18 protein-coding genes and 2 tRNA genes are annotated in these 13,989 nt (G+C 71.6%); 11 read left to right on the top strand and 9 right to left on the bottom strand.

What is annotated here, in order from left to right:
- Positions 1-37: 37 nt before the first annotated feature.
- From AQJ58_RS13590 to AQJ58_RS43290, 4 genes are all read right to left on the bottom strand, one after another.
- Complete coding sequence (locus tag AQJ58_RS13590; protein WP_067249286.1) at positions 38-898, bottom strand: protein spdB; 861 nt, start codon at positions 896-898, stop codon at positions 38-40.
- Positions 895-1,164 (bottom strand): DUF6284 family protein, encoded by a 270-nt coding sequence (locus tag AQJ58_RS13585; protein ID WP_067249284.1) that lies wholly within the window; start codon positions 1,162-1,164, stop codon positions 895-897. Before AQJ58_RS13585 ends, AQJ58_RS13590 begins: the two co-directional genes overlap by 4 nt.
- Before the next feature lie 192 nt (positions 1,165-1,356).
- The gene (locus AQJ58_RS13580; RefSeq protein ID WP_067249282.1) at positions 1,357-1,737 is read right to left on the bottom strand and encodes a RapZ C-terminal domain-containing protein; all 381 of its coding nucleotides are present in this window, start codon (positions 1,735-1,737) and stop codon (positions 1,357-1,359) included.
- Positions 1,738-1,821: 84 nt separating this feature from the next.
- Positions 1,822-1,998: a hypothetical protein gene (locus tag AQJ58_RS43290; protein ID WP_159056244.1), complete on the bottom strand. Its 177-nt coding sequence runs from the start codon at positions 1,996-1,998 to the stop codon at positions 1,822-1,824.
- 421 nt (positions 1,999-2,419) lie between these two features.
- Between AQJ58_RS43290 and AQJ58_RS13575 the strand changes: the two genes are divergently transcribed.
- The 4 genes from AQJ58_RS13575 (at position 2,420) to AQJ58_RS13560 (ending at position 5,846) form a co-directional block, all read left to right on the top strand.
- Positions 2,420-3,178: a GntR family transcriptional regulator gene (locus tag AQJ58_RS13575; RefSeq protein WP_067249279.1), complete on the top strand. Its 759-nt coding sequence runs from the start codon at positions 2,420-2,422 to the stop codon at positions 3,176-3,178.
- Complete coding sequence (locus AQJ58_RS13570) at positions 3,175-3,855, top strand: P-loop nucleotide/nucleoside kinase family protein (RefSeq protein WP_234360037.1); 681 nt, start codon at positions 3,175-3,177, stop codon at positions 3,853-3,855. Before AQJ58_RS13575 ends, AQJ58_RS13570 begins: the two co-directional genes overlap by 4 nt.
- Positions 3,856-4,159: 304 nt before the next feature.
- The gene (locus AQJ58_RS13565) at positions 4,160-5,359 is read left to right on the top strand and encodes a calcium-binding protein (RefSeq protein WP_107122033.1); all 1,200 of its coding nucleotides are present in this window, start codon (positions 4,160-4,162) and stop codon (positions 5,357-5,359) included.
- Between the two features lie 91 nt (positions 5,360-5,450).
- A complete protein-coding gene (locus AQJ58_RS13560) occupies positions 5,451-5,846 on the top strand; it encodes a peptidoglycan-binding domain-containing protein (RefSeq protein WP_159056243.1) in 396 nt (131 codons plus the stop codon).
- Positions 5,847-5,869: 23 nt separating this feature from the next.
- On the opposite strand, the gene AQJ58_RS13555 is transcribed toward AQJ58_RS13560, so the two are convergent.
- Positions 5,870-6,142, bottom strand: a complete 273-nt coding sequence (locus tag AQJ58_RS13555) for a hypothetical protein (protein WP_067249271.1) — start codon at positions 6,140-6,142, stop codon at positions 5,870-5,872.
- Positions 6,143-6,240: 98 nt separating this feature from the next.
- Between AQJ58_RS13555 and AQJ58_RS40705 the strand changes: the two genes are divergently transcribed.
- Positions 6,241-6,462 carry a hypothetical protein gene (locus tag AQJ58_RS40705; RefSeq protein ID WP_079078900.1) on the top strand — a complete coding sequence of 74 codons (222 nt, stop codon included), beginning with the start codon at positions 6,241-6,243 and terminating at the stop codon, positions 6,460-6,462.
- Positions 6,463-6,464: 2 nt separating this feature from the next.
- On the opposite strand, the gene AQJ58_RS13550 is transcribed toward AQJ58_RS40705, so the two are convergent.
- Together AQJ58_RS13550 and AQJ58_RS13545 are read right to left on the bottom strand one after the other, a co-directional pair.
- On the bottom strand, positions 6,465-7,121 hold the full coding sequence (locus AQJ58_RS13550) for an SDR family oxidoreductase (RefSeq protein ID WP_067249269.1): 657 nt from the start codon (positions 7,119-7,121) through the stop codon (positions 6,465-6,467).
- Positions 7,122-7,198: 77 nt separating this feature from the next.
- Positions 7,199-8,500 carry an amidohydrolase family protein gene (locus tag AQJ58_RS13545; RefSeq protein ID WP_067249266.1) on the bottom strand — a complete coding sequence of 434 codons (1,302 nt, stop codon included), beginning with the start codon at positions 8,498-8,500 and terminating at the stop codon, positions 7,199-7,201.
- 354 nt (positions 8,501-8,854) lie between these two features.
- On the opposite strand from AQJ58_RS13545, the gene AQJ58_RS13540 reads away from it, so the two are divergent.
- The 6 genes from AQJ58_RS13540 (at position 8,855) to AQJ58_RS13515 (ending at position 11,409) form a co-directional block, all read left to right on the top strand.
- Positions 8,855-8,927, top strand: a tRNA-Thr gene (locus AQJ58_RS13540).
- Positions 8,928-8,973: 46 nt separating this feature from the next.
- Positions 8,974-9,046 (top strand) — tRNA-Met (locus AQJ58_RS13535).
- 89 nt (positions 9,047-9,135) lie between these two features.
- Positions 9,136-9,300, top strand: a complete 165-nt coding sequence (gene rpmG / locus AQJ58_RS13530) for a 50S ribosomal protein L33 (protein WP_003948671.1) — start codon at positions 9,136-9,138, stop codon at positions 9,298-9,300.
- A gap of 100 nt (positions 9,301-9,400) precedes the next feature.
- Positions 9,401-9,853 (top strand): MaoC family dehydratase N-terminal domain-containing protein, encoded by a 453-nt coding sequence (locus AQJ58_RS13525; protein ID WP_067249263.1) that lies wholly within the window; start codon positions 9,401-9,403, stop codon positions 9,851-9,853.
- A 5-nt stretch (positions 9,854-9,858) separates the two neighbouring features.
- Positions 9,859-10,287, top strand: coding sequence for a MaoC family dehydratase (locus AQJ58_RS13520; protein WP_067249261.1), 429 nt, complete (start codon positions 9,859-9,861; stop codon positions 10,285-10,287).
- A gap of 66 nt (positions 10,288-10,353) precedes the next feature.
- Complete coding sequence (locus AQJ58_RS13515; protein WP_067249259.1) at positions 10,354-11,409, top strand: UDP-N-acetylmuramate dehydrogenase; 1,056 nt, start codon at positions 10,354-10,356, stop codon at positions 11,407-11,409.
- A 33-nt stretch (positions 11,410-11,442) separates the two neighbouring features.
- Here AQJ58_RS13515 and AQJ58_RS13510 read toward each other — a convergent pair whose 3' ends face one another.
- Together AQJ58_RS13510 and AQJ58_RS13505 are read right to left on the bottom strand one after the other, a co-directional pair.
- Positions 11,443-12,474: an adenosine deaminase gene (locus AQJ58_RS13510; protein WP_067249256.1), complete on the bottom strand. Its 1,032-nt coding sequence runs from the start codon at positions 12,472-12,474 to the stop codon at positions 11,443-11,445.
- A 129-nt stretch (positions 12,475-12,603) separates the two neighbouring features.
- The gene (locus AQJ58_RS13505) at positions 12,604-13,830 is read right to left on the bottom strand and encodes a pyridoxal phosphate-dependent aminotransferase (protein ID WP_067249253.1); all 1,227 of its coding nucleotides are present in this window, start codon (positions 13,828-13,830) and stop codon (positions 12,604-12,606) included.
- Positions 13,831-13,989: the final 159 nt, after the last annotated feature.

Raw genomic sequence — 13,989 nt, 5'->3', positions numbered from 1 at the left:
GACTCCTCAGGCAGAGGTGACGGAGCAGGGGGGAGGGTCAGACGACGCGCTTCCAGGCGGCGCGCAGGCGCATTTCGGAGGCGGAGTGGCCGGCGGTGCGGAAGCGGATGGCCATCTCGCGGTAGGACAGGGTGGGGGTTTCGCTGTGCCGGATCTCGTCGACCAGCACGTCAAGGGCCGCGTCAGTCAGGGCGTTGCCGTCCCCCGCCGGGAGCGCGGCAACCGGCTCCACGGGACCCCAGACCGGGAGTTCCCAGGCGGGTGTGACGTCGGGCGTGACGCGGGTCGTCACGCTGGTCAGCGCCCTGCCGGTGTCCTCACCCTGCCGCGCGCTCTCCAGCGTCGACCACGCCCCGGCGAGGGTCGCGGCGGTCTTCGCCTGAACGCGTGCGACGCGCGCCCCTGCCTCCGTCACGGCCGTCAGCCGCGTCTCCTCCGTGGCCGCTTCGGCCCGCAGCCGGGCGCGGGCCACGGCCGCTTCGTCGCGCGCTTCCTGCTGGATGCCCTTGATGGCGTCCAGCGCGGTCGGGGTGAGCGCGGTGAGCTCCCACAGCCCATGCACCAGCCACAGCGCCTTGGCCGCGAGCGGCAGCCACGCCACGGCCAGCCACGCCCCGGACGACTCCTCCGCCAACAGGGCGTGGGCGACCAGGACGCCCGTCGCGACGATGCCGAAGCACCACCCGACGGCGGACACCGCGCGGCTGTGGTCGCCCTGCGCGGACAGACGACGCTCATAGGCGAGGGTGGCGAGCCATCCCCCGTCGATGCCCAGACCGACGACCAGCGCGACGATCCACGGCATCGCGGAGCCCAGCCACATCACCACCACGGCGAGGGTGAGCACCATCGACACCGCCGTCATCGCGACAGCGGGCAGAACGGTCTTGGCCTTCACGCCACACCACCCGGCGCGTGCGTGCCGGCCGTGCGGTTGACCAGGTCGCGACGGGCGGCGAGGACCCGGTTACGGGCCCGCCGGATCCGGCGGGTGTCGACGTCGTTCGCGGGGTGGTCCATGGCCTTGATCTGCGCGTCGAGCAGGTCGACCTCCGCCAGGATCAGCGGGGACTCCTCCTCGATCGCGTCCAGCTCGGCGGCCGTCGGCTCGATGAAGTCGGCGAACGCGGTAACAGCGTCCTGAACAGTGACGATGTTCTTCATTGGGTCGTGTTCTCCCTAGCAGGTGAACGGCCCGAACAGCGGTCCCGGTGTTCCAGCACCGGGGCCGCGCGCCGTTGCGGGGATGAGCCGCACAGATGGTGTGCGGCGGGCCGCGCGAGAGGCGGCCAGTGCCCCGGGCCGGATCCGATCCGGCGCCCTCACGGCTGGATGCCGGGGCTGGTGAAGCGGGGCTCAGCGCTGAACGACGTCCTTGCCCATGTCCCGGTGCCGGATGCTCACCGTGTGACCGTCGGCGGTCAGCCGGTCGGCCAGGGCGAGGGCGAAGGTGGGAGCGCGGTGGCGTCCCCCGGCGCACCCATCGGCGACCGTGACGGTTCCGGCGCTGGGACCGGCCGCGAACGCAGCCACCGCCGTCGCGGTCGCGTCGACCAGGGCGGCGATACCGGGCGTGCCCATCACCGCCGCGCGGACCGGGGCGTCCTCGGCGGTCATGTAGCGCAGTTCCGGGGAGACGTGCGGGTCGCGGAAGTGGTGCCGCAGGTCGATGGTGAGGTGCGCGGCCGGCGGGGCGTCGTGCAGGTAGCCGAACGAGACGATCTCGACAGTGCTCATGCGAACTCCAGACGAAGTGGCCGGTGATGCGTGCCCCGGCCGGGAGTCGAACCCAGCCTGCGACCATCGGGGCTGTGGGGCGGGTCAGCGGTCCCGGCTCTCCAGCTCGCGGGCGATGTCGTTCTGTGCGTTGATCGCGCTGAGCGAGTTGTGACCCCCGGAGCGCTCGCGGGTGATCAGGTCGTACTCGCGCTGCAGGTCGTCGCTGGTGCGGTTCTTCATGTCGGAGGCGGCGGGGGAAGTGCTCGTACGGAAACGCATGTCGATCTCCCTTGGGGATGTGAGTGGCCGCTGGTCAGCGGGAGTGCCCCGGGCGGGATTCGATCCCGCGCCCTTCACGGCTGGATGCCGGGGCTGAGGTGGTGCAGTAGTGCAGGTGTCCCCTTCGGGAGCGTGCTCCCGTTTGTAGGCATATGGAGACGTTGGCCTTTCGGCCTAGCCATCCGGTTGCAAAGGAATCCCGGTGGACCTCGGCCCGATCTGTCCCGGGCCCCTTGAGGCTGCAAGCAGCCCCCGTTGTCGTGCATTCGTGCAGGTCAAACAGCCGTGATAGCGCCCCAACTTGCTTCGGGGCGCCCTCTCGGGCACATCCCTAAGGTTCCCTAGGGTTCCCTAGGGTTCTCTGCGGTGTCAAGCGGTAAGGTAGGGAACCTCAGGGAAGTGACGACAGGGAGCAGGCGACATGGCAGGCCAGGCCGACAATCGGGCCCCATACGCGAAGATTGCCGCCCACTACACGGAGCTGATTGCCTCTGGTCAGCTAGAGCCGGGAACGCTCTTGCCGAGCATCAAGAACCTCGCGGAAGAGTGGAAAGTCAGCACCGCGACAGCAGAGAAGGCCCTGCGCAAGCTGCGCAACGAGGGTCTTGTCCGAGGGATTCACGGAATCGGGACTGAGGTTCTGGACCAGCCGGCTCCGATGTCTTCGGGGTCCCAGCGCCAGGACCGGGGACGCCGTACCGGGTCTAGTTGGGGAGCGGGCGAAAGGTCCGACTCGCATCAGGCCGGTGTGGTCCCCGCCCCCGCTGAAGTGGCCCAGGCGTTGGACATTCGGCCCGGCGCCGACGTGATCCGCCGAAGCCGGGTCTACCGAGACCGGCACGGCATCGTGGCCCACAGCACGTCATGGATTCCCGCCAAGTACGGGAAGCTGATTCCTCAACTCGCGGCGAGTGAGCGACTGACAGGGGGAACGTCGCTCCAGCTCATTGCCCAGGCGACGGGCCATCCGATCAGTCACCGCATCGACACCGCCTCTGCGCGCCTGCTCACGCCGGAGTACGCGCGGCTGCTCGAACTGGATCCCGAAAAGCCGCCGGTGGAACCGGTGGTCGTGATGACGGCGAAGTTCGTCGACAGCGAGGGCAGCATCGTGGAATACGGCGTGGACCTTGGAGGTCCCGGCCGTACATGGCGCACGGAATCGGAGGTCTCGCCGTGACGGTCGTGGATGCCACGCTCGCGAACGTGCTCGAAGACCGCCTAGGGTCACTTCTTGCGGCCCGCAGGGCTGGCACGACCACGCTCGAAGCTGACGCGGAGATGGCCAGCATCTCCCAGACCATGGCGAGACCGATGTCACCACGCCCACCGTTCTGCGTCCTCATGGCCGGACTCCCCGGGTCCGGCAAGACCACGCTTTCCCGCGCCCTCACAGCCCGTGGGTTCGTACGGCTGTGCCCGGACGAAGAGATGTTCCGTCGGCACGGTGTGTATGGCGTGGACTTCCCCCGAGGGATCTTCCCCACGCTTGAGCGGCCGGTTCTTGAGGATGTGGCGGAGGAACTCAGAGAGAACCTCAAGGCGGGGCATGACGTCGTGGTTGACCACGGCTTTTGGACGCCTGAGGTGCGGACCACGTGGCGCGCGATCGCCACCGACGTTGGCGCCACTCCTGTGCTCGTGTACCTCGCCGTGGGTCACGAAGAGCTTTGGGCAAGGGTCAGCAAGCGCAACGAGCGCCACGCGGACGATCCCAACTCGATCTACTTCTCAGAGAGCGACCTCCAGCGATACCGCACCCGATTCATCCCGCCTGAGGCAGACGAACCGCATCTCTCGTACGACGGTGATCCGGCGGCCGTAATCGCGGCCCTGGAGACGGCTCCCGGGGCCTGATTCCCCCAGGTGTCCCCCAGCAGAGGCAGATGCAGGGGAAACCGCAGATCAAGACCCCCGAACCCGTCCCGCTGTAAATCTGCCGGCTCAGCCTTCCCAGGTTCGAATCCTGGCGCCGCCACGCTGAGAGCGAAGGGCCCGTCACCTGCTGACACAGCAGGTGACGGGCCCTTCGTCATGTCGTGGTGGGGGAGGGGAGTGGCCGTTCGGGGGACGGTGTGGGGCAAACGGGTCAGGCGTGGCCCAACTGCGGTGCCCCGAGGGGAGATCTCCTTCACGCATCCCTCGGACCCGGAGGTCCCGTATGGCTCGGCTTCTGATGGCGGGCGTCGTCTCGGCGGCGCTGTTCACGCTGGGCATCCCGGCGACCGCCGCGGTCGCCGCTCCTCCCACCTGTCTCGGCCTGCCCGCCACCCTCACCGGCGCGGGCACGCTCATCGGTACGCCGGGCAGTGACGTCATCGTCGGTTCCCCGGGGGCGGACAGCATCGACGGCGGCGGGGGCGACGACGTCATCTGCGGCCTCGGCGGTGACGACCGGCTGATCGGCGGGCTCGGCGACGACCGGATCGACGGCGGTGAGGGCGGCGACACCCTCCGCGGGGACGTGTCCGTCGAGAGCGGGGACGCCGAGGGCGGCGGTGACGACGTCCTGTACGGCGGTGGGGGTGACGACGAGCTGGTCGGGGACGCGCAGACCGGCAGTGGGGACGCCGAGGGCGGCGGTGACGACGTCCTGTACGGCGGTGACGGCTCCGACTTCCTGGTCGGCGACTCCGAGACCGACGCCGACGGCGACGCCCGCGGCGGGGGCGACGACCGGCTCCACGGCGGCGACGGCGACGACGCCCACCTGACCGGCGACAGCGTGGCGCTCGGCGGGGACGCCGAGGGCGGCGGCCGGGACCTGCTGGAGGGCGGTGACGGCGACGACGGACTGCTCGGGGACTCGGCCGCCCCCTTCCGGGGCTCCGCGACCGGTGCCGGTGACGACGTGCTCCGCTGCGGACCGGGTGCCGCCGACAGCGCGGTCGGGGACAGCGAAGGCGTCGACGCGGTGCACGGCGACGGCGGCGACGACCTCATCGATCTCGGCGCCGACGGCGGCCTCTTCGCCCTCGGGGACCACAACATCGGTGACCCCACGGGCGGGCGGGCCACCGGGGCGGGCGACGACCGGATCCTCGGCGGCGCGGCGGACGAACTGCTCGTCGGGGACAGCTCCGTCGGCGACTCCTCGCGTACCGCCGCGGGCGACGACGTGATCGAGGGGCGCGGCGGGGACGACCAACTCTTCGGCGACGACGTGGACTTCGACGGGGACACGGCCGTCGGCACAGCGGGCGGCCGGGACCTGCTGCGCGCCGGCGCCGGGGACGACGCGCTCTTCGCGGGCCCCGCCGACGACCTCCTGGACGGCGGCGCGCAGACCGACTCCTGCGACGGCCAGGCCGGCGACGCCGACCACGCGGTGCGCTGCGAGGTCGTCACCGACGTTCCCTGACCTGACTCCAGCCCCGGCGGGCGCTGAGATGCGACCCGTGGGGCTGGAGTGCACGGTGGTACAGGGGATGTCTCATTTGGAGGTGCTGTACATGCGACGCATGCTCACCAGTGGGACCCTGCTCGCCGCGCTCGTGCTCGCGGGGACGCCGGCCCTCGCCGCGCCCCAGCTCAGTGCGCCCCGGCAGAGTGCGGCCCAGCCCGTACGGGCCGTCACCCAAGGGTTCGTGGACGTCTGCAACTTCACCAAGACCCGGCCGATCCTGAAACTCGGTTCCTCGGGCAGTGCCGTCCGGCAGGCCCAGTGCTACCTGAACCACTCCCTCACCGGCCGCGACCTCGCCGTGGACGGCCAGTTCGGGCCTGTCACCCAGCAGGCGACGCTGCGCTTCCAGCGCTGCGCCGGCATCGGCGTGGACGGCGTCATCGGGGCCCAGACCTGGTCGTTCCTCGTCTTCTGGGCCAACTCACCGAAATTCGTCTGCTGACGAAGAGGCCGGGAAGCCGGTGGTCAGGCGCCGGTCGCCTTCGCCGCCTGCTTCACCTCCGCCTCCACGTCGCTGCGCGGTCTGCCCTCGTCCTTGGCGTACGCCGTCACCGCGGCCTGGACGTCACGGGCGAGGTCGCGCCAGGCCCTCCAGGCGGTCTCGTACGTCTCGGTCTGGGTTTCCGACCAGGGCGTCGCCGTCGGAGGGCCGTAGGCGTCCCGCAGCTCCTCGACCCGGGTGTGGGTCTCGTCGGCCAGACGCTGCATCGCCACGAGTTCCTCGAAGGTATGTGCCATATGTCCGGATGCTAGGGATGTGTCGGCCGATCCGCGCGGTGAGCGGGCCGTGTGCCGCGCCCCGCTACCCGGGTGGCCCACTGCGGCAGACTTGCCCCATGTCCAGCGGATCCAGCCGTCGCAGAGTCTGTCCCGAGTGCCGTCGCGAGATCGCCGTAGTCGCCGGACGGTTCGCCCGGCACGACCCGCCGGGCGCCCGGGAGAACGGGGAGCTCGTCTCCTGCCCGGGGTCCCGCAGCAGGGCTCAACTGGGCGCCGTACAACCGTCGTTGGACGGCTACGCCCTGCCCGAGTTCCCCGGGCAGCTCCCGCTCTTCTGACCTCAGTTCCCCGCCACCGACTTCACCGCCACCGACACCGGTGCCGAGCCGCTGATCAGCTCCAGGGTGAGGCCGGCCGTGGCCGGGGTGTCCACCAGTTCGGCCAGCACGGCCGCCACGTCGTCACGCGGGACGGAGCCGCGTCCCGTACGGGCCTCCAGCCGGACCAGCCCGGTGCCCGGATCGTCGGTGAGCAGCCCGGGGCGCAGGATCGTCCAGTCGAGCGAGTCCAGCCCCCGTACGTACGCGTCCGCCTCGCCCTTGGCGCGCAGGTACACGTCGAAGACCTCCTGACCCGGGTGGTCCGGGTCCGCGCCCATCGACGACACCACCACGAGACGCCGTACGCCCGCCCGGACCGACGCGTCCGCGAACAGCACCGCCGCGCCCTTGTCCACGGTGTTCTTGCGGCCCACCCCGCTGCCCGGACCGGCGCCCGCCGCGAACACCGCCGCGTCCGCGCCCCGCAGCCGCTCGGCGACCTCCTCGACCGACGCCGACTCCAGGTCGAGCACGACCGGTTCGGCACCCGCCGCCCGCAGATCCTCCGCCTGCTCGGCCTTGCGGACGATCCCCGCGACCTCGTCACCACGCCCGGCGAGCAACCGCTCCAGCCGCAGCGCGATCCGACCATGACCACCAGCGATGACAATGCGCATGCTTCCGACCGTACGCCCGGGCGACCCCGTCCGCCGTGCCGCTCCGGCGCGACGGACCCGACGGGCGACCGGGGGGTCTACGACGACTCCCCCCGCCCCTGCCGGGGCAGCCCCCGGTCCAGCGGCGGCGCCGGGGCCGCCGGCGCCGCCGCGTCGCCGTACTCCCGGACCGCGCTGGTCCGGGCCACCACCCGGCCGCGGTGGATCACGACACGGCTGTAGCCGAGGGACAGCGCGCCCGCCAGCCGGTCGCCGCGGACGGCCAGCAGGTCGGCGGGGAAACCGGCCTCGACCCGGATCTCGGGCAGGCCCAGGGCCGCGCGCGCGGAGCGGCTCACGGCATCGTAGGCGTCCTCGGGGCGCAGCCCGTGGCGGGAGACGAGGAGATAGGCGGCCTCCAGCGGGTCCCCGCGCCCGACCGGGTTGGACACATCGCGCAGGGCCCCGCTGCCGGCCGCCACCCGTACCCCGGCCGCGCGCAGCAGCCGTACGGGCGCCGTGCCGCGGTGCTCCGCGGCGCCGCAGCCGCCCTGCGGCAGGCACACCACCGTCACCCCGGCGGCAGCCAGCCGGTCGGCGGTACGGGCGGCCACGCCCGGGGAGAGCCGGCCGAGGCCGCCGCACGGGGCCAGGGTGACCCCGGGGCGCAGCCCGCCGGCCATCGCGGCGAGCCGGGCGAGGCGGGCCGGGTCGGCGCCGTCGGTGTGCAGATCGACCGGGCAGCCGTGCTCGGAGGCGACCTCCAGGACGGCCTCCACGTACCCGGTGGGATCGGGGTCGAGGTCGGGACAGCCGCCCACCACCGAGGCGCCCATCTTCAGCGCGTCCCGCAGCATCGCGAGGCCGTCCGCCCCGGCCACCCCGGTCAGCAGCCGGGGCATCGCCACCGTCGTCAGCTCGGCGAACCCGCTCAGCGACCGCCCGGCCCGCAGGACCGCGGTCAGCGCGCCGAGGCCCTGGACGTCGCCCACCCGCACCTGGGCGCGCAGCGCGGTCGCGCCGTGCCCGAGCTGGAGCAGGGCGGCCTCGATCGCGCGCTGCTGCACGTCCTCGGGGCCGTACGGGACGGGCCCGTCCAGGTCGGCGGTCAGGGCCGTGTCCACGTGCGCGTGCGGCTCGGCGGGGGCCGGGAGGAGGAGGTGGCCGGAGAGGTCGACCCGGGCGGTGCGGGCGCCCGTGCCGGAGCGGGCCGGGCCCGGTGTGAGGCTCCCGGCCGTGCCGACGGCCTCGATCCGGCCGCGGACCAGCCGTACGTCCACGGTCCGGCCGTCCGTCAGCCGTGCCCCGCACAGCAGCAGCGCGCCCGCGTCCGGCGTGCCGCCCGGGGGGCCGGACGGGGAGGACGACGGCGGGGGTGGCTCGGGCCGGCTGTCGGGCATCGCGCTCCAGAGGGCTCGGGGTCCGGCGGCTCGGGTCCCGGGCTCGCGGTCGGTGGTTTCGTGCTGCTCGGCGGGGGCGAGGGCGACCCGGGACCGCGCGCGGGACGCAAGGTCACGGAGAGTGAGTCGAGCCTAGGGCGACGCTCCGGTGCGGTCGGGGAGGAGCGCAATAGTCGTACCGGTGGGGTTGCCGTGGACGCGGTGACGGGGTGGTCCCGGTGGTGCGGGGGCGGCGCGCGGGGCTGCGGGGACCGGCGGTGGGGGCGTCCGGCGGGCGGGTCCGCGCGCCCCTCCGAAGGGGCGCGAAACGGATTTGGGTGAACGGCTGCGGACCGTGTAATGTCTTCATCGCTCGCCCCAATAGCTCAGTCGGCAGAGCGTCTCCATGGTAAGGAGAAGGTCTACGGTTCGATTCCGTATTGGGGCTCTGGTGTGAGAGGTTCCCGTCGCGAGACGGGAACGGATCGCATCAAAGCGGTGTAGCTCAGTCGGTAGAGCAAGCGGCTCATAATCGCTGTGTCACCGGTTCAAGTCCGGTCACCGCTACACGCAGTAGCCGATTGTGGGGTCGGTCCTTCGATCGGCTACTCTTTCTTGCGTTAAACCATCCCATCCGTTCGTCAAGGAGCACTCACGTGGCTGCCACCGACGTCCGCCCGAAGATCACGCTGGCCTGCGTGGAGTGCAAGGAGCGGAACTACATCACCAAGAAGAACCGGCGTAACAACCCGGACCGACTGGAGATGAAGAAGCACTGCCCGCGTTGCAACGCGCACACCGCGCACCGCGAGACGCGATAAATCAGGCTCGTATGCGAGGCCGTCCCCGAGTGATCGGGGGCGGCCTCGCGTCGTTGAGTGACCAGTACCGGTCAGTAGAGCAGCAGGAGGTGCCGAGCCCATGGCGCTCGACCAGTCCTTCGTCGGGCGGACCTACCCCGCCACCGACCCCTATGAGGTCGGACGCGAGAAGATCCGCGAGTTCGCCGAGGCCGTGGGGGACACCAACCCGGTGTACACCGACCCGGAGGCCGCCAAGGCGCTCGGGTACGCCGATGTGATCGCCCCGCCCACCTTCGTGTTCTCCATCACCTTCAAGGCCGCGGAAGAGGTCGTCCGGGACCCCCGGCTCGGCCTGGACTACAGCCGCGTGGTGCACGGCGACCAGAAGTTCGCCTACCGCCGTCCCGTGCGGGCCGGTGACCGGCTCTCGGTCACCTCCACCATCGAGGCGATCAAGTCCATGGCGGGCAACGAGATCGTGGACATCCGCGGCGAGGTGCACGACGAGGCGGGCGAGCACGTCGTGACCGCCTGGACCAAGCTGGTCGCGCGCGCGGCCGAGGAGGCGTGAGGGTCATGACGGCGAAGATCGCCTACGCGGACGTCGAGGTCGGCACCGAACTCCCGGCCCAGACCTTCAGAGTGGACCGGGCCACGCTCGTGCAGTATGCGGGGGCCTCCGGGGACTTCAACCCCATCCACTGGAACGAGAAGTTCGCCAAGGAGGTGGGACTGCCGGACGTCATCGCGCACGGCATGTTCACCATGGCCGAGGCGATCCGGGTCGTGACGGACTGGGTCGGGGACCCGGGAGCGGTCGTCGACTACGGCGTGCGCTTCACCAAGCCGGTCGTCGTGCCCAACGACGAGCAGGGCGCGGTGATCGAGGTCGCCGGCAAGGTGGCGGCCAAGCTCGACGACAACACCGTGCGCGTCGACCTGCTGGTCACCAGCGGCGGGCAGAAGGTCCTGGGGATGTCCCGGGCGGTCGTACGCCTCGGATAGGCGCCCACCGGGTCCGGTGGTCCCGCGGTCCCGGGGTCCCGCAAGGGGTCTCGTAGGCTTGGGCGCGTGCTGGAGACTTACGACGCCCCGCTTGCCCCGCTGACCACCTTCCGGCTCGGAGGGCCCGCCACCCGGCTGGTGACCGCGACCAGCGACGCCGAGGTGATCGACGTCGTGCGCGCCGCCGACGCCGCGGGCACACCGCTGCTCGTCGTCGGCGGCGGGTCCAACCTCGTCATCGGGGACAAGGGCTTCGCGGGCACCGCCCTGCGCATCGCCACGCGCGGGTTCGAACTCGTCGGTACGACGCTGGAGCTGGCGGCGGGCGAGGTGTGGACCGACGCCGTCGCCCGGACCGTCGAGGCCGGCCTGGCGGGGATCGAATGCCTCGCCGGGATCCCCGGCTCGGCCGGCGCCACCCCGATCCAGAACGTGGGGGCGTACGGCCAGGAGGTCTCCACCACCCTCACCGAGGTCGTCGCCTACGACCGCCGAGCCGGCGAGACGGTCACCCTCACCAACGAGGAGTGCGCCTTCGCCTACCGGCACAGCCGCTTCAAGGACGACCCCGAGCGGTACGTCGTCCTGCGGGTCCGTTTCGTCCTGGAGGACGTGGGCGGGCTGTCGGCGCCGGTCAAGTACGCCGAGACCGCGCGGGCGCTGGGGGTGGAGGCGGGCGACCGGGTGCCGCTCGGCCGGGCCCGGGAGACCGTGCTGAAGCTGCGCGCCGGGAAGGGCATGGTGCTCGACCCCGAGGACCACGACACCTGGTCCGCCGGATCGTTCTTCACCAACCCGATCCTCACCGACGCCGACTTCGCCGCCTTCCACGCGCGCGTGAAGGAGCGGCTGGGCGAGGACGCGGAGCCGCCCGCCTACCCCGCGGGCCCCGGGCACACCAAGACGTCCGCCGCCTGGCTGATCGACAAGGCCGGCTTCACCAAGGGCTACGGCGACGGACCCGCCCGCATCTCCACCAAGCACACCCTCGCCCTCACCAACCGCGGCACCGCCACCACGGAGGACCTGCTGGCACTGGCCCGCGAGGTCGTCGCCGGGGTCCGGACGGCCTTCGGGATCACGCTCGTCAACGAACCGGTGATGGTCGGCGCGGAGCTGTAGGCCCCGGACGCCGGGCCCCGGGCCGCACCCGGCTCAGGAGGCCAGCCAGTCGTCCACCCCCGACAGCAGTTTGGCCTTCATGTCCTCCGGGGCCGCCGAACCCCGGACCGACTGGCGGGCCAGTTCCGCCAGTTCCTCGTCGGTGAAGCCGTGGTGGTGCCGGGCGATCTCGTACTGGGCGGCCAGCCGGGCGCCGAACAGCAGCGGGTCGTCGGCGCCCAGCGCCATCGGCACGCCCGCCTCGAACAGCGTCCGCAGCGGTACGTCCTCGGGCTTCTCGTACACGCCCAGCGCCACGTTCGACGCCGGGCACACCTCGCACGTCACGCCCCGCTCCGCGAGCCGCTTCAGCAGCCTCGGGTCCTCCGCCGCCCGGACGCCGTGCCCCACCCGGGTGGCGTGCAGGTCGTCCAGACAGTCCCGTACCGACGACGGACCGGTCAGCTCACCGCCGTGCGGCGCCGACAGCAGACCGCCGTCGCGCGCGATGGTGAAGGCCCGGTCGAAGTCGCGCGCCATGCCCCGCCGCTCGTCGTTCGACAGCCCGAAACCGACCACGCCCCGGTCCGCGTAGCGCACCGCCAGACGGGCCAGCGTCCGGGCGTCCAGCGGATGCTTCATCCGGTTCGCCGCGACCAGCACCCGCATGCCGAGCCCGGTGTCGCGCGAGGCCGACTCCACGGCGTCCAGGATGATCTCCAGCGCCGGGATCAGCCCGCCCAGCCGCGGCGCGTACGACGTCGGGTCGACCTGGATCTCCAGCCACCCCGAGCCGTCCCTGATGTCCTCCTCCGCCGCCTCCCGCACCAGGCGCTGTATGTCCTCGGGCCGGCGCACACAGGACCGGGCGGCGTCGTACAGGCGCTGGAAGCGGAACCAGCCCCGTTCGTCCGTGGCCCGCAGCCTCGGAGGCTCCCCGCCGGTCAGCGCCTCGGTCAGCGCGTCGGGCAGCCGCACGCCGTACTTGTCGGCCAGCTCCAGTACGGTCGAGGGCCGCATCGAACCGGTGAAGTGCAGGTGCAGATGGGCCTTGGGCAGCTCAGAGACATCACGTACACGCTCCATCCACCGATCCTGCCGTACGGCCGTGTCGTCCCGGTAGCCGATTGCCCGAACGTGGTCTTGCTCGCACAAAACAACGGGGGGCTCCGGTCCCGCATCCGGGATCGGAGCCCCCCGCAGAGGAGCCGGACGTCAGTCCCTGGCCTCCGCCAGCAGCTTCTGGATGCGGCTCACGCCCTCGACGAGGTCCTCGTCGCCCAGCGCGTACGACAGCCGCAGGTAGCCCGGCGTGCCGAAGGCCTCACCCGGGACGACCGCGACCTCGGCCTCGTCCAGGATGATCTCCGCCAGCTCGGTGCTGGTCCGCGGGCGCCGGCCCCGGATCTCCTTGCCGAGCAGCGCCTTCACCGACGGGTACGCGTAGAACGCGCCCTCGGGCTCCGGACAGAGCACGCCGTCGATCTCGTTCAGCATCCGCACGATCGTCCTGCGACGCCGGTCGAACGCCTCCTTCATCTCCTCCACCGCCGACAGGTCGCCCGAGACGGCGGCGATCGCGGCGACCTGGGCCACGTTCGAGACGTTCGAGGTGGCGTGCGACTGGAGGTTCGTCGCGGCCTTGACGACGTCCTTCGGGCCGATGATCCAGCCGACGCGCCAGCCGGTCATCGCGTACGTCTTGGCGACCCCGTTGACGACGACGCACTTGTCGCGCAGCTCGGGCAGGAGCGCCGGCAGGGACGTGAACACCGCGTCGCCGTAGACCAGGTGCTCGTAGATCTCGTCCGTCAGCACCCACAGGCCGTGCTCGACGGCCCAGCGGCCGATCGCCTCGGCCTCGGCGGCGCTGTAGACCGCCCCGGTCGGGTTGGACGGGGAGACGAACAGCACGACCTTGGTCTTCTCGGTGCGCGCCGCCTCCAGCTGCTCGACCGAGACCCGGTAGCCGGTGGTCTCGTCGGCGACGACCTCCACCGGGACACCGCCGGCGAGACGGATCGATTCCGGGTACGTCGTCCAGTACGGCGCCGGGACGATGACCTCGTCGCCCGGGTCGAGGATCGCGGCGAACGCGTTGTAGATCGCCTGCTTGCCGCCGTTGGTGACCAGGATCTGCGAGGCGTCGACCTCGTAGCCGGAGTCGCGCAGGGTCTTCGCGGCGATCGCGGCCTTCAGCTCGGGCAGACCACCGGCCGGCGTGTAGCGGTGGTACTTGGGGTCCTTGCAGGCCTCGACGGCCGCCTCGACGATGTAGTCCGGGGTCGGGAAGTCGGGCTCTCCGGCGCCGAAGCCGATCACCGGACGCCCGGCGGCCTTCAGGGCCTTGGCCTTGGCGTCCACGGCGAGGGTGGCGGACTCGGAGATCGCGCCGACTCGGGCGGAGACCCGGCGCTCGGTGGGAGGGGTTGCAGCGCTCATACGCCCCATGGTTTCAGACCGGAAACCCGCCCGGCACACGGGTTTCACCCACTGGGCAACTGGCTGAACATCAGACTGATTTCGTCCAAGACCATTTTCCGTTCGACCTCACGCCCAGGACCACGTACACTCATCCGTCGTTGGCCTTCAACAGCCGTG

This window comes from Streptomyces sp. DSM 15324, from assembly GCF_001514285.1.
Classification (GTDB): domain Bacteria; phylum Actinomycetota; class Actinomycetes; order Streptomycetales; family Streptomycetaceae; genus Streptomyces.
The sequence above is the reverse complement of the archived record's forward strand: the minus strand, read 5'-3'. Positions and strand labels throughout refer to the sequence as shown.

What these genes read in the sequence shown, in the direction of transcription:
- AQJ58_RS13510 (WP_067249256.1), bottom strand. Translation starts at nt 12,474, where the DNA reads ATGGAGCGTGTACGTGATGTCTCTGAGCTGCCCAAGGCCCATCTGCAC.
- AQJ58_RS13550 (WP_067249269.1), bottom strand. Translation starts at nt 7,121, where the DNA reads ATGCGCATTGTCATCGCTGGTGGTCATGGTCGGATCGCGCTGCGGCTG.
- AQJ58_RS40705 (WP_079078900.1), top strand. Translation starts at nt 6,241, where the DNA reads ATGTCCAGCGGATCCAGCCGTCGCAGAGTCTGTCCCGAGTGCCGTCGC.
- AQJ58_RS13565 (WP_107122033.1), top strand. Translation starts at nt 4,160, where the DNA reads ATGGCTCGGCTTCTGATGGCGGGCGTCGTCTCGGCGGCGCTGTTCACG.
- AQJ58_RS13545 (WP_067249266.1), bottom strand. Translation starts at nt 8,500, where the DNA reads ATGCCCGACAGCCGGCCCGAGCCACCCCCGCCGTCGTCCTCCCCGTCC.
- AQJ58_RS43290 (WP_159056244.1), bottom strand. Translation starts at nt 1,998, where the DNA reads ATGCGTTTCCGTACGAGCACTTCCCCCGCCGCCTCCGACATGAAGAAC.
- AQJ58_RS13585 (WP_067249284.1), bottom strand. Translation starts at nt 1,164, where the DNA reads ATGAAGAACATCGTCACTGTTCAGGACGCTGTTACCGCGTTCGCCGAC.
- AQJ58_RS13520 (WP_067249261.1), top strand. Translation starts at nt 9,859, where the DNA reads ATGACGGCGAAGATCGCCTACGCGGACGTCGAGGTCGGCACCGAACTC.
- AQJ58_RS13505 (WP_067249253.1), bottom strand. Translation starts at nt 13,830, where the DNA reads ATGAGCGCTGCAACCCCTCCCACCGAGCGCCGGGTCTCCGCCCGAGTC.
- AQJ58_RS13555 (WP_067249271.1), bottom strand. Translation starts at nt 6,142, where the DNA reads ATGGCACATACCTTCGAGGAACTCGTGGCGATGCAGCGTCTGGCCGAC.
- AQJ58_RS13575 (WP_067249279.1), top strand. Translation starts at nt 2,420, where the DNA reads ATGGCAGGCCAGGCCGACAATCGGGCCCCATACGCGAAGATTGCCGCC.
- AQJ58_RS13525 (WP_067249263.1), top strand. Translation starts at nt 9,401, where the DNA reads ATGGCGCTCGACCAGTCCTTCGTCGGGCGGACCTACCCCGCCACCGAC.
- AQJ58_RS13580 (WP_067249282.1), bottom strand. Translation starts at nt 1,737, where the DNA reads ATGAGCACTGTCGAGATCGTCTCGTTCGGCTACCTGCACGACGCCCCG.
- AQJ58_RS13560 (WP_159056243.1), top strand. Translation starts at nt 5,451, where the DNA reads ATGCGACGCATGCTCACCAGTGGGACCCTGCTCGCCGCGCTCGTGCTC.